This is a genomic window from Serratia sp. PAMC26656, from assembly GCF_016469055.2.
GTDB classification, from domain to species: domain Bacteria; phylum Pseudomonadota; class Gammaproteobacteria; order Enterobacterales; family Enterobacteriaceae; genus Serratia; species Serratia plymuthica.
Window position 1 is genome coordinate 4,522,955 of record NZ_CP150486.1, and the last position, 20,841, is coordinate 4,543,795.

The window sequence follows — 20,841 nt, forward strand, 5'->3', positions numbered from 1 at the left end:
GCATATGGCCAAGCCTTTATCAAATTTGATAGATAAACTCGATCCCACCGTCGTTGCGGCAGCCCGGCAAAAGGCGGAGAAAGAAATTTTTGAATTGCGGCTGGCGATGCTGCGGGAAGAACTTGCGGTGTCTCAGGTAGAACTGGCGAAACGGCTTGGCATCAGCCAGCCATCGGTCGCTAATCTGGAAAAGCGCGGTAGCGAAATCAAACTCTCTTCACTGAAACGCTACATTGAAGCCATGGGCGGCAGGCTTTCGTTAGAGGTTGAGCTGCCCAACGGCCAGCATCGGCGGATGACACTCTGAGATGGGCGCAGCGCTGCGCCCGTCGGTATCAAATGAGTTCCAGCGCAATCAACTCTTCAATGGTCTGCCGGCGGCGGATCAGCCGTGGTTCACCCTTCTCGAACAACACTTCCGGCAGCAGCGGACGGCTGTTGTAGTTTGAAGACATCGAAGCGCCATAGGCGCCGGTATCATGGAATACCAGATAGTCGCCGACCTGCACCGGCGGCAACTCGCGGGTTTCAATGCCGCCACCGGCCTGTTGAGTGAACACGTCGCCGGATTCGCACAGCGGCCCGGCAATCACGGTGTCGCGCAGCGGTTGATGCTCGGTATTGCGGCCATCGGCCGGCAGCAGAGAAATATGGTGATAGCTGCCATACATCGCCGGACGCATTAAATCGTTAAAACCGGCGTCCACCAGCACAAAGTGGCGGCTGCCCATGTCTTTCACCGCACGCACTTCGGCGACCAACACCCCGGCTTCCGCCATCAGGAAGCGACCGGGCTCGATCTCCAGGCTCACCGGGTGGCCCAAATGGGCGGCAATGCGCTCGCGCGCACTGTTCCACAGGCCAAAATAGTGTTCGGTATCAATCGCCTCTTCGCCGTATTGATAGGGGATCGACAGCCCGCCGCCGGCAGAAATCGCGCTGATATCATGACCCAGATCGATCACCTGCTGCACCATGGCGTCACACACGCGCTCCAGATGCTGGTAATCCACGCCCGAACCGATATGCATATGCACACCGATCAGCTTGAGGCCGTATTGCTGAATTTTTTCCACCGCCTGCGGCAAATCGGCATACCAAATCCCGTGCTTGCTGTTCTCGCCGCCGGTATTGGTTTTCTGGCTATGGCCGTGGCCAAAGCCCGGGTTGATACGCAACCACACCGGATGACCAACGGAAACCTGGCCCAGTTGATCCAGCATATCGATCGAGCCGACGTTCACCGGGATTTTCAATTCGCTGACGCGCGCCAGCGTCGCGTGGTCCAGCACATCGGCGGTAAACACGATGTCGCTTGGCTCACCGCCTGGCTGAAAACCGGCCTGCAACGCACGCTCAATCTCGCCCAGCGAGACAGAATCCACCTTGACGCCCTGTTCGCGCATCAGGCGCAGAATATGAATATTCGAGCAGGCCTTTTGGGCAAAACGGATCACGTCAAAATGGCGCAACTGGCTGATGCGCTCGCTGATGATAGCGGCATCATAGGCCCATACCGGGCAACCAAAACGCTGAGGCAAGGCCAGCAGGTTAGCGGCATTGAGGGCGGTAGTCGTGTCGTGCAAAGCGCGTGGCATGGTGATGTTCCCGGATCAAAAATGTGGCTGAAGTAGTGCCATCAATAGTGCCGCACTCTCTCTTGTGTGGAAAATATCTATTTAGCCGAAGTCTATTCATTTATGATATGGACTTGCCCGTTCATGGAGTATGCCGATGCACGCGATTACCCTACGCCAGATTGAAATTTTCCATGCGGTGATGACCACCGGCAATCTGACCGAGGCGGCAGCGCTGTTGCAAACCTCGCAGCCCACCGTCAGCCGCGAACTTGCCCGCTTCGAGAAGCTGATCCAGCTACAGCTGTTCGATCGGCTGCGCGGACGTTTATACCCGACGGTGCAGGGCCTGCGGCTGTTCGAAGAGGTGCAGCGCTCCTATTACGGCCTGGAACGCATCGTCAACGCCGCTGCAGGTATCCGCCAGTTCCAGCAGGCGCAGCTTTCCATTGCCTGCCTGCCGGTATTCTCGCAGTCGCTGCTGCCGGTGGTGTGCAAGCCCTTTATCGATCGCTACCCGGAAGTCAGTTTCAGCGTGATACCGCAGGAGTCGCCGTTGTTGGAAGAATGGCTGTCGGCGCAGCGCCACGATTTGGGTCTGACGGAAAACACCCTGACCCCGGCAGGCACCGAGCGGATGACGTTGATGACGCTGAACGAGGTGTGCGTATTGCCGGCCGGGCATCCGCTGCTGGCGAAAACGGTGCTGACACCACAAGACTTCGACGGACAAAACTTTATCAGCCTGTCGAGCACCGACAGCTACCGTCAGTTGCTCGACTCGCTGTTCAATGAGGAGGGCGTTAAGCGCCGTCTGGTCATGGAAACCCACAGCGCAGCATCGGTGTGCGCCATGGTGAAAGAAGGCGTGGGGTTGTCGATAGTCAATCCGCTGACGGCGCTCGATTATGCCAACGGCGGCGTGCACGTACGGCCGTTCAGCGTTGAAGTACCTTTTACCGTCAGCCTGATCCGGCCGCTGCACCGCCCTTCCTCGGCGCTGGTCACGGCCTTCATTCAGCATTTGCAGAAGCAAGCCGAGAGTCTCCCCGCCCGCCTGGCAGCAGTGATTAAGCGCTAGCCGGCCGTTTGGCTCGGCTGAAAGTCACCAGACACAGCACCAACCCCAGCAACGCAATCGCCGCGGCGGCCAGCGGCACGCTGGTCAGCCCCAGGCCCTGTGCAATCACCACGCCGCCTACCCAAGCACCAATGGCATTGCCCACGTTAAACGCGGCGATGTTCAGCGTGGAAACCAGGTTCGGTGCTTTTTTACCGTAGGTCACGACGTTGATCTGCAGCGCCGGCACGGCGGCAAACGCCGCAGCCGCCCACAGGAACAGGGTCATTTCCGCCGGCACCATGGAATGGCTGGTCCAACTGAACAGCGCGGCAAAGAAGGCAATCACCAGAAACGTGCAGGTCAGCGTAACCGGCAAACGCCAGTCTGCCAAACGGCCGCCGACGATGTTACCCAGCGTCAGACCGACCCCCATCAGCAACAGCGTCCAGCTCACCCCGTGCGACGAAATACCGGTCACCTCGGTCAGTAACGGCGCGATATAGGTAAACAGCGCAAACATCGACGCGGCAAAAGCTACCGTCATCAGCAACGAAAGCCAGATGCCGCCGCCGCGCAGGGCCGACAGTTCTTTTTTCAGATCGGTTGGCGCCTCATCCTCCCCCGCCGGCAGCTTGCTGTACAACGCCAACAAGGACAGCACGCCGATGACCGCCACCGCCCAGAAAGTGGAACGCCAGCCCAATGCCTGCCCCAGTGCGGTGCCGAGCGGCACCCCCAGTACGTTGGCCAACGTCAGGCCGGTGAACATCAACGCCACCGCAGAAGCACGGCGATTCGGCGGTACCAGATTGGCGGCTACCACCGCGCCAATGCCGAAGAACGCGCCGTGGCACAACGCGGTGACAATGCGCGCCAGCATCAGGAAATCGTAGCTGTAACCCAGCGCGCACATGATATTGCCGAAAATAAAAATCACCATCAGCAACAGCAGCGTATTCTTGCGCGGCAGCTTCGCCGTCAGCAGCGCCATGATCGGCGCACCTATCGCCACGCCGAGGGCATAGCCGCTGATCAGCCAGCCGGCTGAAGGGATTGAGACCTGAAGATCCCCCGCCACCTCAGGCAGCAGCCCCATAATCACAAACTCGGTGGTGCCAATGGCAAATGCACTTAACGCCAGTGCAAGCAGAGAAACAGGCATGTGTAACGCTCCCAGTCGACAAAGCCCCGGCATCAGGCGCACGGAGCCGGTAAAAACTCACGGAATTGCCGGACAGCCTGACAGGCTGCCCGCGAAAAAGGGTCAGAGATGTTGCTCAATCTGTGGGTTATTTTCTTAACCCTATAATTATTAAGTCTTATTCGCTCTTTTCACGCTACAGAAATAGCACGGTGACCGACGAGAAAACCAGTGACAAAGCTACCTTTGAGCACAAAACGCCCCGATCCGCCCGCTAAACGCTTGAATGCGCTGACGATGAAAAATGTGTAAAAATGTTGCTACCCTGTTAACGATATCAGCGCAACGTCGCCCGCCAGGCGGGATCATTGGCAAACCACTCCACCAGAAAATCCAGCATGGTTCGCAAGGTGGCAGGCATTTGGCGACGCGAGGTATAAATGCCGTAAATCCCCATCGACTGCGGCCGATAATCCGGCATCAGTTCTATCAGTTCACCGCTTACCAGCAAGGGTGCCGCCGAATAATAAGGCTGCATGGAAATGCCGGCACCCTGCACCGTCCCCGCCATCAGCACCACCGATTCGTTGGCGCTGAGGTTGCCGCTGACCGCCACCGCCGACTTCACGCCCTGAGCATCAAAATGCCACAGGCTTTTACCGAAGTAGGAATAAGTCAGGCAGTTGTGCAGCGCCAAATCCTGCGGATGGCGCGGCGTGCCGTGCGCTGCCAGATAAGCCGGGGAAGCGCACACCACCGACGCGCAGGAAGAAAGTGGTCGGGCGATCAGATTGGGATCCAGCTCATTGGTGATGCGCAGCGCCAGATCGATGCGCTCCTCCACCAGATTCACCGCCCGATTATTCATTTGCAAATCTACCGCCACCTGCGGATGACGTTTGAGGTATTGGGCCACCGCTCCCACCAGCGCGGTCTGGCCCAGCGACTGTGAACAGGTGATGCGCAGCAGACCGCGCAACTCATCGCTTTGCTCACCTTCGACCAAATCTATCTCCCCCGCCAGCGCCAGCATCTGTCGGCAACGTTCGAGAGTGCGCTCTCCGGCGTCAGTCAGACTAAGCTTACGGGTAGTGCGGTGCAATAAACGCGCGCCGGCCCATTGCTCCATCTGCGCCAGATAGCGCGTCACCATCGCTCGCGACATTTCCAGCGTTTCCGCAGCGGCAATCATGCTGCCGCGATCAACGATGGTGATAAAAACCTCTGCTGCGGTAATGCGATCCATGATTCGTCCGATTTACGCAATGAATAATTGCTCATTATCCGGTTTTTCTAACGCTTTATGCAACCTAACATCTGTACAACAACAACCGATAACCAAAAGGACCTCTGCCCATGTTTAAGAAATCATTATTGACCCTGGCTTTCGCCGGCATCGCCACTGCAAGCACTTTCGCCACTGCGGCTGACTCCCTGACCATGGAAGTGTACAACCCGGGCGAGAAAAGCGTGTTCCCGGTTTCTTCGGAAATCATCAGCGGTAAACACGAAGTGGCGCTGATCGACGCCCAGTTCCAACGCAACGACGCCGAAGAATTGGTGAAAAAGATCAAAGCGACCGGCAAGAAGCTGACCACCGTCTACATCAGCCATTCCGATCCGGATTTCTACTTTGGTTTGGACGTGATTAAAGCTGCGTTCCCGCAGGCAAAAATCATCGCGTCACCGGATACGATCAAAGAAATCAACGCCACCAAAGACGGCAAAATGGCTTACTGGGGCCCAATCCTGAAAGACAACGCGCCTAAAGCGGTAGTGGTTCCGCAGGCATTGCAGGGTGATAGCTTCACTATCGACGGCCAGAAAGTGGAAGTGAAAGGCCTGACCGGCCCAACGCCGGAACGCACCTACGTGTGGATCCCTGAGTTGAAAGCGGTAGTGGGTGGCGTCCCGGTAGCCGGTGACAATATCCACCCGTGGATCGCCGATAACCAGACCGTGGAATCCCGCGCTCACTGGCAGCAAACGCTGGAAGGCATCAAGGCGCTGAAGCCGAAAACCGTCGTCCCTGGCCACTTCCTGCCGGGCGCACCGCAGACGCTGGAATCCGTGACCTTCACCCAGAACTACCTGACTACGCTGGAAGCTGAACTGCCGAAAGCCAAAGATTCTGCGGCACTGATTGCGGCAATGAAAAAGCATTACCCGAACCTGAAAGATGAATCTAGCTTGGAACTGAGCGCCAAGGTGCTGAAAGGCGAGATGAAGTGGCCGCAATAAGCGCGTCGCCAATCAAACTACATTGCCTTTGACAGGCTCAATGTTCTGCGGCGTTCAGCCGCAGAACATCACGAGGAATAAAGATGACCGGTACAACTCTGCATTACGTTTTCGATCCGCTGTGCGGCTGGTGCTATGGCGCAGCGCCATTGGTAAAGGCGGCCAAGAGCATTCCAGGGCTGACTGTCGCCCTGCACGCCGGCGGCATGATGACCGGCAATAATCGCCGCCAGATCACGGACGAATGGCGTAACTATGTGATTCCGCATGACAAGCGCATTGCGGAGCTGACCGGCCAGACCTTCGGTGAAGCTTATTTCAATGGGCTGCTGCGTGATACCACGGCAGTGATGGACTCCGAGCCGCCGATTACTGCGATTCTGGCGGCGGAAGCGCTGGGGGGACGCGGGGTGGATATGCTGCACCGCATTCAGACAGCGCATTATCAAGAAGGTCGACGCATCGCCGATACCCCGGTGCTGGAAGCCCTGGCGAAAGAGCTGGGCCTGCCCTCGGCTCCGTTCATTGCCGAGATGCGCTTTAACGCTGGCGCGCCGACCGCACAGCACATTGCGGAAAGCCGCGCGTTTCTTGCCAAAGTCCAGGGCCAGGGGTTCCCGACTTTTGCGCTGCAAGACAGCGAAGGCCAGCTACGCCAGATCCCGGCTGGCAACTATTTGGGCAACGTTGATGCCTGGAAAGCGTTGTTGAGCGGCGCGGTGAGCTGGGCTTAATACCGGCTTCGGCTGCGAGATTCGCAGCCGATTACTCGACCCGGACGAAAGTGCCCTGCGCCTGCACGTTAAAACCAAATCCGCAGTCGCCCTTGGTGCGCATGCCCACCGCATCCGCAGTAAACTGCATCATCACATCACAGGCCACCCCATCCCCCGGCTCCCGCTGACGGTATACCGCCTTGCCACGTTCAATCGGCAACACCTCGGCGAACTCGCCCATATTCGGCCCGTAATACAGCCCCATTTGCGGCATATAATAGCCGGAATAATTAATCAGCCAGCGCTCGCCCTGAGGCTTGACCTCTACCTCGCTCCATACGCCGCGCCCGGCGTACTGCCAATAGACGCCACCCGGCCCGCTCGCCGGCGGTTGCTTCGCCAGACGTTGCTGCAGCAACTTCAGATTATGCTGGGATTTCGCATCCTTCGGCGCCAGCTCCAGATAAGCGCGCGCCTTGAGCAGTTCACCGGCATGCATCAGCGCCAGCGCCACGTTGTTATAGGCAGTGGCGATCGCCTGATCGTTCAGGCCGCAAAACTCGCTCCAGGCGGCCTGATCACGAAAAACATCGGCCGCCCGGCCATAATCGCCCCGCTGATAAGCGCTTTTCCCCAGTGCGGCGTAGCCCGCCACTTTCTGGCAATCAGCATCAATATCCGGCTCATCAATATGTGCCATCACCTGGCCGCTGGCGAGCGCACCATAGGTCAACAGCAGGGGAACCAACGCCTTCATGCCTTATCCTTTCCAGAGTGAGTAACCGGTAATTCGGCGCCAGTATAACCCTCATGCCCCCTGGCTTCACCTCTAAGGATTGACTCACAATATTTCAAACGGTTAGCCGCGTTAAAACTGCTTACATGTCACGGTTTGTTTGTTACCAGGCGGCGGCTCATGCTGATCGGAACGTAAAAAACCCGAGAACCCTATGAACAGCCCCCCTACGCAAAAACACGCCGTCTGGCAGTTGATTAAACCTTTTTGGGTTTCGGAAGAAAAATGGCAAGCCTGGTCGATGCTAATCGCCATCGTCTCCCTGTCGCTCGGTCTGGTGTATATCAGCGTGCAGATAAACCAGTGGAACCAGGTGTTCTACGACGCGCTGCAAAATAAAAATTACCCGGTGTTCAAGGCGCAGCTGTGGCGTTTCACCTATCTGGCGCTGATCTTCATCGTGCTGGCGGTGTATAAAATCTACCTGACGCAGGGCCTGCAAATGCGCTGGCGGCGCTGGATGACGGAAAAATTCATGGGTAAATGGCTGGCACATCAGGCCTATTACCATACCGAGCAACAGCAGATCGTCGATAACCCGGACCAGCGTATCGCCGAGGATCTCAACGTCCTGACCCAGTACACGCTATCACTTTCGCTTGGACTGCTCTCCAGCCTGGTGACGCTATTTTCCTTTGTCGCCATTCTGTGGCACGTCAGCGGGCCAATGACCTTTATGATTAGCCAACACACCCTCACCGTTCCCGGTTATATGGTGTGGTTCGCTCTGTTGTACGCCGGACTGGGTTCCCTGCTGGTCTGGTGGGTCGGCAAGCCGCTGGTTCAGCTCGGTTTTAACCAGGAGCGCTATGAGGCGAACTTCCGTTTTGGCCTGATCCGCATCCGTGAAAACAACGATGCCATCGCGCTGTATCACGGCGAACCCCGCGAGGCGCAACAGTTGGGCGACCGTTTTGATACTATTCGCGCCAACTGGTGGTCGATCATGCGCATCACCCGGCGGCTCAACATTGTCTCCAACTTTTACAGCCAGTTTGCCATTGTTTTCCCGCTGCTGGTGGCGGCGCCGCGCTATTTTTCCGGCGCCATCCAGATGGGCGGCATGATGCAGATCGCCTCCGCTTTTGGCGAGGTGCAAGGGGCGCTGTCGTGGTTTATCGACGCCTTCAGCGATCTGGCTACCTGGAAAGCCTGCGTGAACCGTCTGGCCGGCTTTAATGCCGCAGTGGATCAGGTTCACAATCAGCAACGCGGCATTCAACTGCGGCCGGAGAGTACCCAGCCGTTGGTTCTTGATAGTCTCAGCCTGCAACTGCCGGACGGCCAGAGCTTGCTGGATGCCAGCTCCATGACGCTGAAGCGCGGCGAACGCGTGCTGATCGTCGGCCCGTCGGGCTGCGGCAAGTCAACGCTATTGCGCGCCATCGCCGGTATCTGGCCGTACGGCTCCGGCACCATTGGGCTCGATGCCGCCAGCCGCGCATTATTCCTGCCGCAACGCAGCTACATTCCGATAGGCACGTTGCGAGAAGCCCTCAGTTACCCCCACCTCGCCGCCGAACACAGCGATGAGCAACTGCTGAAAGTGCTGGAAAATTGCCGTCTGAAACATTTGCAGCGCTGGCTGGACACCAGTGCCAACTGGAGCCAACGTCTGTCGCCGGGTGAGCAGCAGCGGTTGGCGTTTGCCCGGGCCATTTTGACCCGTCCGGATATTCTGTTCCTCGACGAGGCCACCAGCGCGCTGGACGACGAAACCGAGCAACTGATGTATTGCCTGCTGATCGATGAGCTGCCGCAGGTAACGCTGGTGAGCGTGGCGCACCGCAACAGCGTGGCCAAATACCACCAGAGTTGCTGGCGCTTTAGCCGCCCGGAACAAAACGAACCGGCGCGCATGGCGCTTGGCCCGCTGCCCGTCGCCGGCTAACGGAGCGACAGTGGCCCGATAAACAAGCTTATCGTTCATCGGGCCATTGAATCGCTTAGGTGCAGTCCCCGTTATAGACGCCAGATCCCATCAGCGTCAGTTAGACGCCCCCCTTGTCAGACCCCGAGTTCTTCCCTAAACTTGCGCACAGATATCGGCCCCCTGTCGGTACGTAAGCGTTAACGTCAATCAACGCATCATGTCTTGCAGCATTGATTGGCTGCATGCTGGTGCGAGGAATTCATGTCATACCCTGCTTTATCCCCAAAATCTGCCGCCATAAAACGCAGCCGTTTACGCCATCCCTTATTGCTGGTGGCCGGCATCATGCTGATCGCCGCCAATCTGCGCGCCGCGCTGACCAGCGTTGGCCCGTTACTGGAACAGATCCAACGACAGCTAATGTTGTCCGCCACTTCCGCTGGCTTGCTTAACTCACTGCCGTTGATACTGTTTGCCGTGCTCTCGCCGATGACGCCGGGCCTGGCCAAACGAATGGGCATCGAACGCACGCTGGGCATGGCACTGTTGCTGCTTGCGACAGGCATCGTTCTGCGCTCTCTGCCGCAAGCGGGCATGCTGTGGATAGGCAGCATAGTGATCGGCGCCGCCATCGCGTTTGCCAACGTGGTGTTGCCAACGCTGGTCAAACGCGACTTCCCCAGCCGAGCCGCCGCCATGATTGCCGGCTATGCGGCGGTGATGTCTCTGGCTGCCGCTACCGCCTCCGGCCTGGCAGTGCCGTTGGCGGAACTGAATAACCTCGGCTGGCGTTTCTCTCTGCTTTGCTGGAGCTTGCCGGCCCTGTTGGCGCTGCTTGTCTGGTTGCCGCAGTTGCGCCGCCCACCGGCTGTAACGGCCAGTGATGCGCGACAGGCACCATTGATGCCGTCCCGCTCGCCATGGGGCAGCGCGCTCGGGTGGCAAGTAGCGCTGTTTATGGGCTTACAGTCCATCACCTTCTACACCATTATCGGTTGGTTCAGCGCCTTTGCCGCCAGCCACGGCACTTCGCCGCAACAGGCAGGTTTCGAACTGTTTATCTACCAGGTGGTGGCGATCGCCGCTAACTTTGCCATGGTATTTATTCTGCCGCGCGCGCGCGATCAGCGTGCTATCGCGTTGTGCAGTTCGTCGCTGATTTTTATTGGCGTCACCGGCCTGCTGTTGCTGCCAGAAAACTCGCTGATATGGCTGATTTTTGCCGGATTGGGGGCGGGAAGTTCTTTGGTGCTGGCGCTGTCATTCTTTGGCTTGCGCAGCGGACATCAGCACCAGGCCACACAGTTGTCGGGCATGGCGCAATCGGTAGGCTATTTACTGGCGGCGCTGGGCCCAACGTTGTTCGGCCTGTTACACGACCTGACCCAGGGTTGGCAATTGCCGCTGAGTATCCTGCTGGGCCTGACCCTGCTGCAAATGCTGTTTGGCGTTCTCGCCGGGCGTAATCGCATCATCCACTAACGTCGTGACGAGTGGATAGCGTCGGTGCAGGATCCGGGGCGTCCGCCTGCCAGAGATCGTCAATAAAATCTCGCTGTGCAGCGTTCAACTGCCAGCGAGGCGGTATCCTGGCCAGACTGCGCTCTTTGGCGCTCTTGCCGTTTTTAACGCGTTTTTTGTCCATCGACATGTTTCCTAAATCATCAGCAACCCATAAATCGCGGCGGCAACACCCAACCAAAATACCCCACAGCCGATAAACACGCACAGCCAAGCCTTACGTTTGATGTTCACTCCATCCTTGCTTATCACTCTGCGCCTCACCAATAGATTAAATTGATTGACACTGCATTATTGATACATTCAAACAATCAATAAAGTAGCCTTACACTATGGACATTTAAATAAAACATGCTAGCAACCTACTCTGAACGGCGAGAGTGACAGGAAAAAACAGTTCCATTGCTTCGCGCAGGCTAATAACAACCCAACAATCAGTATTCAGGCAGTGTGCCACGATACAAACGATCAAAATCAAACCATTGGTAAATGAATTATTATTAAAACTAATGACTGGATTTAACCGAAATTGGCGGGAGGTTTGAGGGTAAAGACAAATAAAGGAGAGGGCTTCCGCTGCGATTTGAAGAACTGAATCCATAATTCAGGCCGCGTAGACGGCCTGAACAGAGTGAGATAAATCAGCTGATCTGCGTAACAGAGTCCTTACTGGCGCGCTCACGTTCGCTGCCGGACAATTCACTGAGACGCCCGTCGCGCATTTGCAGCAGCCGATCGGCATGTTCGAAATAGTGGTCGTCATGGCTGATGGCAAATACCGTTTTACCCAACTCGCGCAGCTGCGGTAACAACTCGCGATAAAAGATGCGCCTAAATTGCGGGTCCTGATCCGCCGCCCATTCGTCCAGTAGCAGGATATCTCGCTGTTCCGCCACCGCCAGCAGCAACGCCAGGCGTTTGCGCTGCCCTTGCGACAGCTGCGGATTGGTCACTCGCAGGCCATTAAATTCCAGTTTTCCTTTCATGTCCAACCGGTTAAGCCAACGCTCCACCAGTTCGGCGTCAGGCTGTTGACCATCGGGTCCCTGCAAATGGTGGAACGGGTGAAAATCGGTAAAGATAGCGGAAAACAAACGGCGATAGTCGGGCATGCTCGCCAGGTTCTGCTCGACGCCATCCAACAGGATCTGTCCACTGACCGGTTGATATAACCCGGTCAGCAGCATCGCCAGCGTGGATTTTCCGCTGCCGTTGCCGCCAATCAGAAACACCAATTCGCCGCGGCGCAATGTCAGAGAGAGCGGCCCGACGGCAAACCCGGTTTTCTGCGCCGTAGCACCGTAATGAAATACGATGTCACGCAGTTCCAGCGTTTCCCAGGTTTTGGCTTCAACCGCAGGAAATGCAGGCTGATAATCGGCAAGACGCAGAGCTTTGATCTTATTGAAAGCCACTTCGGCACCGATCAGCGTCGGGAAAGCCCCCACAGCCTGCAGCAATGGCGTACGCAGAAACAACAGTGTCAGTGAATAGGTCGCCGCAACGGCGGTATTTGCCCAGCCCAGACTATTGGCCATATAGAACACGAGACCAATAGCCCCCAGCATCATGATATTCGACCAGTTCACCGCGCTGAGATGGAAGGTATCGGCACGGATAATATGGTAACGGTAGTCTTCAGCATCCGGCTGATAGGCCTGCTGGTAGAGTGCTTTCGCGCGGTCGCGATTCAGCGCCAGCTCTTTACGCCCGTCAATGGCTGACTGGTAGTGTTGGTAAAGATGCTCTTCCGCCTCACGCACGCTGCTCAGGTGGCGATACACCCGCGAGACCAGATATCCACTGCCAATCACCGTCACCGCCACCCAAACTGCGGTCACCGCCAGCATCCGCGGTGAAAGCCAACCCAGATAGGCCGCAGACCCCAGCGTCAGTATCACTCCCTGCACCAATTCTGGCAGGCGGACAAAGGCAAGGGTGATCGTGCGGATGTCGCTGGCCAGGCTCGCCAGCAGAGAGGCGCTGCCCAATTGTTCAATCCGTTCGATATCGGTATCCAGGATCCGCTTCACCAGTTGGCCGCGCAGCCGGAACACGAAATGATGACCGAGCGTGGTCAGCGCCAACTGAGATCCTAGCGTCACCGCCATCAACAGCGCCAGAATCCCGAGGAATTCCGGCAGCACGGTCAATGGGTTGCCGGTCACCGTCATCAGCCGCAAATTTATAAAGGCAATGATGCCAATGCCCAGCGCCGCACTGGCCATGGTCAACGCCATTACCGCCAGAAACGGCCAACGATACTGGTGGTAAACCACCCGAAGCAACTCCATGAGAAACCCTACCCTGCCATCTTGAGATGGCAAGCATTGTAAGCGGCGAGAGAATGATATCAATAATAATTCTCATCCCTGGCCCTTCATCTGCAGAAATGTAATCCGCACAGGTAACGATAAACGGAGGGTGGAGTCTGGCATATCTGAGAAGAAAGCTTTATCGGCAGCATTAAATTATTTCAAATAAGAAGAGCCTGCAAATTAACAAAAAAAAACAAACAGCAGCATTGTTAGGGGTATAAACAAAAATATAAAATAAAATCATTCACCGTGAACATAAAATAATAGAAAACATATAAATAACCTCTCCATGTAAAAATGCGGTCACTTTATTTTCTTTGCCGTTACTTATCATTCAATGCTTTAATAAAAAATCACAGGTAAAAATCAGCCAACAGTCAACCCCCAGGTAATTAAGATGAAGAAAAGGAAATTTCTCAGTCAGGTTGAAATTGAGCAGCTTATCTCAGCCGTTCATGAAGGTAAAAACAGTATTCGGGACCGCTGCTTGTTATTGATGTGTTTTATTCATGGTTTACGGGTCAGTGAACTACGTTCATTACGCTTACAAGATATTGATCTGACCACCAATCGGGTGCATATATTTCGATTGAAAAATGGCTTTTCAGTCCAACATCCCATACAACCCAGAGAACGTGATGCCCTGTTGAAGTGGCTTGATCAACGTTCCAGTTACCTTGAGGCGGACAGCCAGTGGCTGTTTTTATCGCGCCACGGCGGGCAAATTTCACGGCAACAGCTGTATCGATTGATGAGGATGTACGGAGAGATGGCCGGCATCAGCGTTCAGGTTCATCCTCATATGTTGCGCCACTCTTGCGGTTATGCCCTGGCCGACAGAGGTGTCGATACCCGTTTGATTCAGGATTATCTGGGGCATAAGAACATCCAAAATACAGTCATTTATACCGCCACCAACGTGGAGCGCTTCCGCATCATCAATCTATAACGCCGGCATAGTCATCCAGGGGCTCACTATTTCTGAAGACGCATTAAGCGTCTTCAGGCGTACCCTATTTCATGCGTTATTCCCGACACCGAGAGTGCTTTAGCTACTCCCCGGAAAATTTCCGGGTAATCCTGGTGTGCAGAGAAAACAATTCACTATCATTCGTCACTTGAAGTTTACGCATCGCACTGCATTTATGCGCGCTGATCGTTTTGATGCTGCGACACTGCAGATCGGCTATTTGCCGCAGGCTCATACCGTTAAACAAAGAAGCCATAACATCACTTTCGCAACGAGTCAGCTCGTGCACGACGGAAGTCTCGCGGCAGGCAGAACGAGCCAAACAGGCACCAATCTGCGGACTCAGTACCCGCTCACCGCTCAGTACCCGGTTGAAGAATTCAGCCACCAATGGCAATGCGTCATCTCGAGCGACAATGCTGATATTAGGCTGACTCAATAACGGGCCCAGCTCTTCGGCACTTTGGCTACGGGTGTAAACCACCACTCTGAGTGTCGGCAATTGCATGCACAGGTTAAGCAGAATCTCCCGCCCCTGTACGGCAGTCTCATCCACACCGGCTAACTCCGCAATCAGGACGTTAGCCTGCTGATAGACCACCCCATCTGCAGCGTCCCTCATACTGGTTTCCTGCAGCACAATCTTTCCCGATTTCGAGAGTGAGCCAATAAAACTGGCCAACCCATCAAGCATTAAGGGACAACGATCCATTAATGCGATGTGTAGAGGTTGATGACGCGAAGAATACATATTCTGCTCCTGTCTTATCTCTCCTGCCGCGTTAATGCGCTGTCAGGCGCCGTTAACGGACAAAGGACGGGCCATTCATGGCCATCCATTTTCCCTGAAGATATAACTCACCATCATTGTGAAAACCCAGCTTCAGCATGGCATTACGTTTATGTGTACTGACGGTGCGGATATCGCGACGCATCGTCAAGGCCACGCTGGACACGCTCTTACCGGAAAACAGCTCTGCCAATACATCCAGTTCACGAGCCGTCAGAGGTCGGCCTGGAGTGGCTTCATGCAACTGACGTTGGCGGATCCGGTGGCTAAAACTGCATTTTCCTGCCAATACCTGTTGCACACAGTGCGTCAGGGCGATAGCGGTCTCTTGTTTTAGCATCAATCCGCGAATACCAGAGGCAATTAACTGCCTCAATATTCTGGACTCATCTAACGCCGTGCAAACCAGTAATGCGGTTTGGGGCGAGCCCGCTTGCACCTCAGCAATCAGGCGTAAGCCATCCAGCACTGACTCTGACTTGCCACACAGCTCCATAATTAATAAACGGGGCCTGTGTTTGAGCAATACGGACGGCAGATCGGCAAGACACCTGACGTGCTGGATCCGATCCTGGCGATAACCGCATGATTCAATTAATTTATTACGTATTCCAAGCGCGGTGACCGGGCAAGGTTCCATAATGACTGCATTACCATTCTTTTTATCGTATGCATCATTTGAAGCTAGCGAAATACTGGGTTGATAATAGGTATTCATATCATCGCCTCCGATTCGTTATTACGGTTACTTGTCCGGTCAGGATCACCAAATTTAGCGTTTTTTAACGCGATAAAACTTCAGCGTAAATAGCCGTTTGCTCAGAAATTCGATGCCGTGAGTTCGCCGGATAAATATCTATTCATAAATAAAAGAAATTTGCAGTACGCCATCTATGCTGCCGGGCGTTGCACCACCATAAGTGCTGTATGCTCGGGCACGGAGATCAAATTTGGCCTCATGCGTGAATTGATTGACCAATTGAACCATGCTCTTATTATTGCCCAAATTTACACCTCTCTGATTTTGCAACTCAATCTGCACTCGGCTTGAGGTCCCGTTGTTCTTATATAAGGCACCGCTCTCCTCAGCCACCGACCCGGTAAAGGTCGCAGTCGCCGAGGTTGTGGTAGCCGGACAATTTTTCAGCGTTATAGGAAACTCGATCCATTCGCTGGCAGAGCCGGAACCAGCCAAAGTGGCAGCGGAAATAGTGTCGCCGAGGTTAACCTGGATATTACTGTTTGCCCCATCTACGATGCAGGGAGCCGCCTTAATATTGCCGGTTATTTGGAGTTTCGCCGCCACTGCGACCGCCGGAATTACCCACTGAAAAATGCCGACAAGAATCATTATCCGGCTTATTGCGCTAAAGCCATTAAACATAGCAATTTCCTTTTCTTTAAGAATAAATGACCCGCTACCCATAAAATTTCAGTTATTCCATTTCTGCCTGGATGGTCGCAGTGGCGGTGAATACACCGGCTGCGGGTGCCTGCCCGGTGGTGTTTATTGGATACACGCTGAACCTGGTGCTCCCACTCTGACTGGGATAGAGAAAATCAACCGGCAGACGGCCGCTTTGTGGCGAAATGGTGCCGCCAAATCGGTCCTCGATCATCACCCCTATGCTACTGTTGCTGGTTCTCAGCGCCGCGGGGATATTGCTATCAACCTCTCCTCTGAATGACAGGCTAACTTTGACCCCTGAGGAAATATTGCGGCAGGCCAGGGTCAACTCTTTCTGGTGCGGGGTAAAACCCGGCGGCATCGCCCCTTTAGTCCGAAAGCTGGTAGACAGAATATCGCCAAAATCCACCACTACCGTCTGTGGGCTAATCTCGCAGTTTTGCGGTACCGTCACCACCCCGCTCATTGATACGGTAGATACCGGAATCACGCTGCTCACCCCGTTGGATACCGAAACATAGGTTTCGACCAGTTGGGTGCTGGGAATGATGGTCTGACCGACAAACGGGCGCCGAAAGTACAAATGAATTCGCCCTCTGGCACCGCTGGAATAGTGCGCACTGGCGCAACTCTCATCCTGGCCCATTTCGTTTTTTAAATTTGATACATTGCTGAAGGGAGTCGGGATGTACTCATTCCTATAACCGGCTACATAGACTTCGCTGGCAACAGCCAGATACTCGTTCAACGCGTAATAAGATAAACGTCCGTCGTTATGAGTCTGCGTTGGCAGGCTAGATTTGGCAGTGATATAGGAAGCAGTGCGGTTTTTACATTCGCACTGCACATCATAAGTACCGCTCAGGTTCCAGTTATTGCCCGCGGCGTTTTCAATCACCAGGCCGGTAACGTTCTGCGCCGGGTTAGTCAGCGTAGGTGTAAAAGTAAATGAAAAGGGATGGGTCCCCCCCGCCGGTTTACATTGACCCAAAGCGGCCTGAGCCGACTGGGCGCTGAGCATAGCCGCAAATAACAAGCTATATGCAAACATTATTCGTTGACTTGATTTCACTGTTATCATCACACGCACCTTATAAACACAGACCCTTGACCAAGCGAATCCCACCGCTTTCAGGCTGGTTAGCCAATTGATAGCTGACCTGACACTGTTGCGCAGCGCCATTTCCCCACTTGACCTGCAGTCGGCCGCTGTCAGCCAGCCCTGCCAGATAAACTTGTCCGCCGTCACCGACAATACTGGCATTGCCATTCGAACCATTGAGAGCGCTGACGGTAGCACCGAACGGGACCGGGCTTCCGGCCCTGGTTAACAACGTCATCAGTACACGCGAACCAACATTGGGACTAAAACTGGCACGCACTACGGCACCACGAGTCGGGATCACCGTTTGACTGCTGAGGGTCATATCCACATCGTCGGCAAAAGAATCACCGTCCAATCCAACGATATTGCGACGATACGGTGTCAGATAGGGCACTACCGCATAACCGCGCCAATCGGTATTCACACCGGTCTGATTCAGCACGTTGACACCCGCGGCGCCGGGCGCCTGTACCAGCGCTACCGTATCGCCCAATGGCTGCGACAGCGTGATGCCGTTTTGATGCACCAAAACGCCGCCCTGGATCCCGTAGTTCACCTGTTGACGATGGCGATCGTAGCCATAGCCCAGGTTCAGCTCAGCCAAGGAGCCTTTATAGTCGGCTTGAATGCTGCCATTGGCGCCTCCCCCTCTTCCGGTATATCCCTGGCTGAGGCTGTAGTTCAGGTTATTGCCTTCCAGTGCGCTGCCACTCAACCCAAGGTTATGGCTGGTGGGGCCATTGCGGCTGCTGTTCATGTTGTAGGTGGCGTAACTGCCCGGCAGCCATTTATTCAGCGGGATGCTGACGTTAAAGGCCAGGATGTGATCGCGAACGTTGTTGCGTTTGCCGTTACTGTCAAAACCGTTCTGACTGAAGGTGTAATTGAAACCGTAGCTAACGCTTTGCCAGCTGTTGTTGTAGCCAACGCTGGCCGATTGCGAACGACGGCTATCATTCCAGTAATCCTCGTTGAACAGGCTGAGTGACAGCGTTCCGCCCCCCTCCCACAGGTTCTGGCTCAATATCAATTCGGCGCGGCTTTTCTTGTGGTCGTTATATTTGACACTGTTACCGCCATAACTTTCCAACGCTTCTTGCAAGGTATAGAAGCCGCGAGTGGAATAGCGATAACTGGCCAGGCTGAAGTTGGTGCCAGTTTCGATAACGTTTTTACCGTAGCGTAAACGCCATGATTGCCCCTGGTCCTTGGGCTGGGTTTCCTGTTTGGTCCAGGCTTGGGTAACGTCGGCGGACAAGGCCCCGACAGTTCCCAAGTTTTGCCCCCAGCCCAAAGCCAAGGCTTGATACTTGCTCACGGCCTGCACGCCGCCGTATACAGTCGCGCCCCAGGGCAACCCATAAATGCCGGTAGCCTGACTGAAAGGCCGTTCATCGACCTCACTGCCATAAGAACGATATGTCCCACTGGTGAGGCTGTATTTGAACCGCCCCTCACGCTGCAGTACCGGCACTACGGCATAAGGCACCACAAAGTTTTGCTCCTGGCCATTGGCTTCACGCACGCTCACATTCAGATCACCACTACCCCCGGTGGGGTAAAGATCGGTAATCTCGAATGCACCAGGCGCCACATAGCTTTGGTAGATCACATAGCCATTCTGTCGAATCACAATCTGGGCATTGCTGCGCGCAATCCCGCGCACTATCGGTGAATAACCTTTCATGCTATCCGGCAGAATTTCATCTTCCGAAGCCAATTGACCGCCACGAAACTGCACGCTGTCGAAAACATCACTAGAAGTGGTGCTATCACCCAAGGTCAAACGACTCTGCAATGCAATGATATCGCGCTGCAAATAGGTATTGATCGAACGCCATGAAGAGGCGCCACCGCTGTGCTGGTTCCACACCGAATAGTTGCGCAGCCGCCAGGCACCCCAGTTAATTCCCGAGCGCAGGTTGAGATAATAGTTGTCATTGTCCTGCCCTTTGCTTTCACTCACCTGGCTGTTAGCACCCGAGAAGCTATAGTTGACCAACAGAGCCGGTACGCCGGCATCCCACTTGTCAGGGGATACGTAATCACGCGCGTTCAAATTCAGCGCAGCCTGGGGAATACTCAAATTCAGCCGCAACTGGTTGAATAAAAAAGTGGCCTTTGCTTGTGGAATGGCCTGCGGCAGGTTGACGCAATCATCCGAGCCGGCGATCGCGGGAAGTGAACTCAACCTGACACCTAACTCGGTCAGTTTTTCAGCGCTAAGGCAGGGTTGCAGCGTTTTTTTCCCTGTTGCATCCTGTTGGAGCCTGAACTCGACATCCAGGGAATCCACCTGCTGGCCATTAAGATAAAGATCGACCCGGTAACTTCCCGGTGCCTGAGTGCTATTTTCCTCGAAAACTGACAGATCCGCTCCGCGCAGCGCCGGGTTATCAATTTCCAGCAACGCAGGGTTAAAATAATCACGCGCTTGCGCCACGCTAAGTGAGTTCAGCAGTATCGCCTGGCAGGAAAAAAGACATGCCAAGATCGATTTTGATCTTCGCAAACCAATACAATTCGGGTTATTCATCGTTTTAACTCCCTGTCCCGATCCTTCCGACCGCCGCTAAAATCAGGCGAGCCGTATCCTCCCCCCATCTTCTGCATGGGGGATAAAAGCTTTGTAAAATAATCTGCTATAACGTACTGGTGAACGTCTTTCCGGTACCGCCGTAGTCATTGATTATTTGCCAACTGAGGTTTCCACCTGCGCTTCCCCCCGCAGACAGCGGGAAACTGGCAGTGGTCTGCGGCGCAACCATAGTGCTGCCGGCAACGGCGCTGCCGTTGAGCTTTAAATTGAAAAAGGTGAGGTAATAAGGAGACGGGTTGGTCACCCGTAAAGCGTTGCCGCTGCGCTGCCACGTCAGCTTGCCGACCGCCTCTTCCAGATTGCCGGGCAAGCCTTGCGGGCGATAAATCAGCTTGATGCGAGTCTTGATCGCAATTTGCAACGTGTTGTCTTTCTTTTCTACCGACGGAATGGCTTTTACGTTCAGCCAATACAGCGACTCTCTGTCTGACGGCAGACTGCCGCCCGCCCGCACTACCCGCAAAAGGTTATTTTGCCCACCGTCCAGCCGGAAAAGTGGAGGAGTAATGATAAAAGGTGCTTTGGCACTGTCACCCTCTTGTGCATCAACCCACGATTGGATCAGGTAAGGCTCGGCGTCCGGATTGCTGATATTCAATGCAGACTCTTTTTTGGCGCCGTCATAAATCAGACGGGTCCCGCCCACCACCACCCCAGCCTGGGCCGGCACCCAAAACATCATCAGCAACGCTGCAACCAGCGTGAAATATCCTGCTTTCATTC

20 protein-coding genes are annotated in these 20,841 nt (G+C 54.9%); 7 read left to right on the forward strand and 13 right to left on the reverse strand.

Annotated features, from left to right (window positions below):
• Nucleotides 1–4: 4 nt before the first annotated feature.
• Entirely contained in the window at nt 5–307 is a 303-nt protein-coding gene (locus JEM67_RS22340) for a helix-turn-helix domain-containing protein (protein ID WP_013814304.1), read from the forward strand.
• A 28-nt stretch (nt 308–335) separates the two neighbouring features.
• On the opposite strand, the gene lysA is transcribed toward JEM67_RS22340, so the two are convergent.
• On the reverse strand, nt 336–1,598 hold the full coding sequence (lysA, locus tag JEM67_RS22345) for a diaminopimelate decarboxylase (protein WP_004952305.1): 1,263 nt from the start codon (nt 1,596–1,598) through the stop codon (nt 336–338).
• Nucleotides 1,599–1,734: 136 nt separating this feature from the next.
• On the opposite strand from lysA, the gene JEM67_RS22350 reads away from it, so the two are divergent.
• On the forward strand, nt 1,735–2,658 hold the full coding sequence (locus JEM67_RS22350) for a LysR family transcriptional regulator (RefSeq protein ID WP_199637724.1): 924 nt from the start codon (nt 1,735–1,737) through the stop codon (nt 2,656–2,658).
• Here the strand turns inward: JEM67_RS22350 and JEM67_RS22355 are convergent.
• Complete coding sequence (locus JEM67_RS22355) at nt 2,648–3,802, reverse strand: MFS transporter (protein ID WP_199637725.1); 1,155 nt, start codon at nt 3,800–3,802, stop codon at nt 2,648–2,650. The genes JEM67_RS22350 and JEM67_RS22355 overlap by 11 nt on opposite strands.
• Before the next feature lie 316 nt (nt 3,803–4,118).
• Nucleotides 4,119–5,027 carry a LysR family transcriptional regulator gene (locus tag JEM67_RS22360; protein ID WP_013814308.1) on the reverse strand — a complete coding sequence of 303 codons (909 nt, stop codon included), beginning with the start codon at nt 5,025–5,027 and terminating at the stop codon, nt 4,119–4,121.
• A gap of 110 nt (nt 5,028–5,137) precedes the next feature.
• Here JEM67_RS22360 and JEM67_RS22365 point away from each other — a divergent pair, with 110 nt between their 5' ends.
• Both JEM67_RS22365 and JEM67_RS22370 read left to right on the forward strand, forming a co-directional pair.
• On the forward strand, nt 5,138–6,022 hold the full coding sequence (locus JEM67_RS22365) for an MBL fold metallo-hydrolase (protein WP_199637727.1): 885 nt from the start codon (nt 5,138–5,140) through the stop codon (nt 6,020–6,022).
• A gap of 83 nt (nt 6,023–6,105) precedes the next feature.
• Nucleotides 6,106–6,756, forward strand: a complete 651-nt coding sequence (locus tag JEM67_RS22370; RefSeq protein WP_199637729.1) for a DsbA family protein — start codon at nt 6,106–6,108, stop codon at nt 6,754–6,756.
• A gap of 31 nt (nt 6,757–6,787) precedes the next feature.
• Here the strand turns inward: JEM67_RS22370 and JEM67_RS22375 are convergent, their stop codons facing one another.
• Nucleotides 6,788–7,495 (reverse strand): tetratricopeptide repeat protein, encoded by a 708-nt coding sequence (locus tag JEM67_RS22375; RefSeq protein ID WP_199637731.1) that lies wholly within the window; start codon nt 7,493–7,495, stop codon nt 6,788–6,790.
• A gap of 193 nt (nt 7,496–7,688) precedes the next feature.
• Between JEM67_RS22375 and JEM67_RS22380 the strand changes: the two genes are divergently transcribed.
• Complete coding sequence (locus JEM67_RS22380) at nt 7,689–9,425, forward strand: ABC transporter ATP-binding protein/permease (RefSeq protein WP_199637733.1); 1,737 nt, start codon at nt 7,689–7,691, stop codon at nt 9,423–9,425.
• A gap of 243 nt (nt 9,426–9,668) precedes the next feature.
• Nucleotides 9,669–10,889 (forward strand): CynX/NimT family MFS transporter, encoded by a 1,221-nt coding sequence (locus JEM67_RS22385; RefSeq protein ID WP_199637735.1) that lies wholly within the window; start codon nt 9,669–9,671, stop codon nt 10,887–10,889.
• Here JEM67_RS22385 and JEM67_RS22390 read toward each other — a convergent pair.
• From JEM67_RS22390 to JEM67_RS22400, 3 genes are all read right to left on the reverse strand, one after another.
• The gene (locus JEM67_RS22390; protein ID WP_013814314.1) at nt 10,879–11,052 is read right to left on the reverse strand and encodes a hypothetical protein; all 174 of its coding nucleotides are present in this window, start codon (nt 11,050–11,052) and stop codon (nt 10,879–10,881) included. The genes JEM67_RS22385 and JEM67_RS22390 overlap by 11 nt on opposite strands.
• Before the next feature lie 11 nt (nt 11,053–11,063).
• The gene (locus JEM67_RS22395; protein WP_199637737.1) at nt 11,064–11,180 is read right to left on the reverse strand and encodes a YmiA family putative membrane protein; all 117 of its coding nucleotides are present in this window, start codon (nt 11,178–11,180) and stop codon (nt 11,064–11,066) included.
• Between the two features lie 389 nt (nt 11,181–11,569).
• Nucleotides 11,570–13,222 (reverse strand): multidrug ABC transporter permease/ATP-binding protein, encoded by a 1,653-nt coding sequence (locus JEM67_RS22400; RefSeq protein WP_199637739.1) that lies wholly within the window; start codon nt 13,220–13,222, stop codon nt 11,570–11,572.
• Nucleotides 13,223–13,643: 421 nt separating this feature from the next.
• On the opposite strand from JEM67_RS22400, the gene JEM67_RS22405 reads away from it, so the two are divergent.
• Nucleotides 13,644–14,195: a tyrosine-type DNA invertase gene (locus JEM67_RS22405; RefSeq protein WP_199637742.1), complete on the forward strand. Its 552-nt coding sequence runs from the start codon at nt 13,644–13,646 to the stop codon at nt 14,193–14,195.
• A gap of 103 nt (nt 14,196–14,298) precedes the next feature.
• Here JEM67_RS22405 and JEM67_RS22410 read toward each other — a convergent pair whose 3' ends face one another.
• The 6 genes from JEM67_RS22410 to JEM67_RS22435 form a co-directional block, all read right to left on the reverse strand.
• Nucleotides 14,299–14,967: a helix-turn-helix transcriptional regulator gene (locus tag JEM67_RS22410; RefSeq protein ID WP_199637744.1), complete on the reverse strand. Its 669-nt coding sequence runs from the start codon at nt 14,965–14,967 to the stop codon at nt 14,299–14,301.
• Between the two features lie 52 nt (nt 14,968–15,019).
• Nucleotides 15,020–15,724 carry a response regulator transcription factor gene (locus tag JEM67_RS22415; protein ID WP_199637747.1) on the reverse strand — a complete coding sequence of 235 codons (705 nt, stop codon included), beginning with the start codon at nt 15,722–15,724 and terminating at the stop codon, nt 15,020–15,022.
• 138 nt (nt 15,725–15,862) lie between these two features.
• Nucleotides 15,863–16,390, reverse strand: a complete 528-nt coding sequence (locus JEM67_RS22420; protein ID WP_199637749.1) for a fimbrial protein — start codon at nt 16,388–16,390, stop codon at nt 15,863–15,865.
• Nucleotides 16,391–16,442: 52 nt separating this feature from the next.
• On the reverse strand, nt 16,443–17,495 hold the full coding sequence (locus JEM67_RS22425) for a fimbrial protein (RefSeq protein WP_233527802.1): 1,053 nt from the start codon (nt 17,493–17,495) through the stop codon (nt 16,443–16,445).
• Between the two features lie 10 nt (nt 17,496–17,505).
• Nucleotides 17,506–20,055: a fimbria/pilus outer membrane usher protein gene (locus JEM67_RS22430; RefSeq protein ID WP_199637752.1), complete on the reverse strand. Its 2,550-nt coding sequence runs from the start codon at nt 20,053–20,055 to the stop codon at nt 17,506–17,508.
• A gap of 106 nt (nt 20,056–20,161) precedes the next feature.
• A complete protein-coding gene (locus JEM67_RS22435; RefSeq protein WP_199637754.1) occupies nt 20,162–20,839 on the reverse strand; it encodes a fimbrial biogenesis chaperone in 678 nt (225 codons plus the stop codon).
• Between the last annotated feature and the right edge of the window lie 2 nt (nt 20,840–20,841).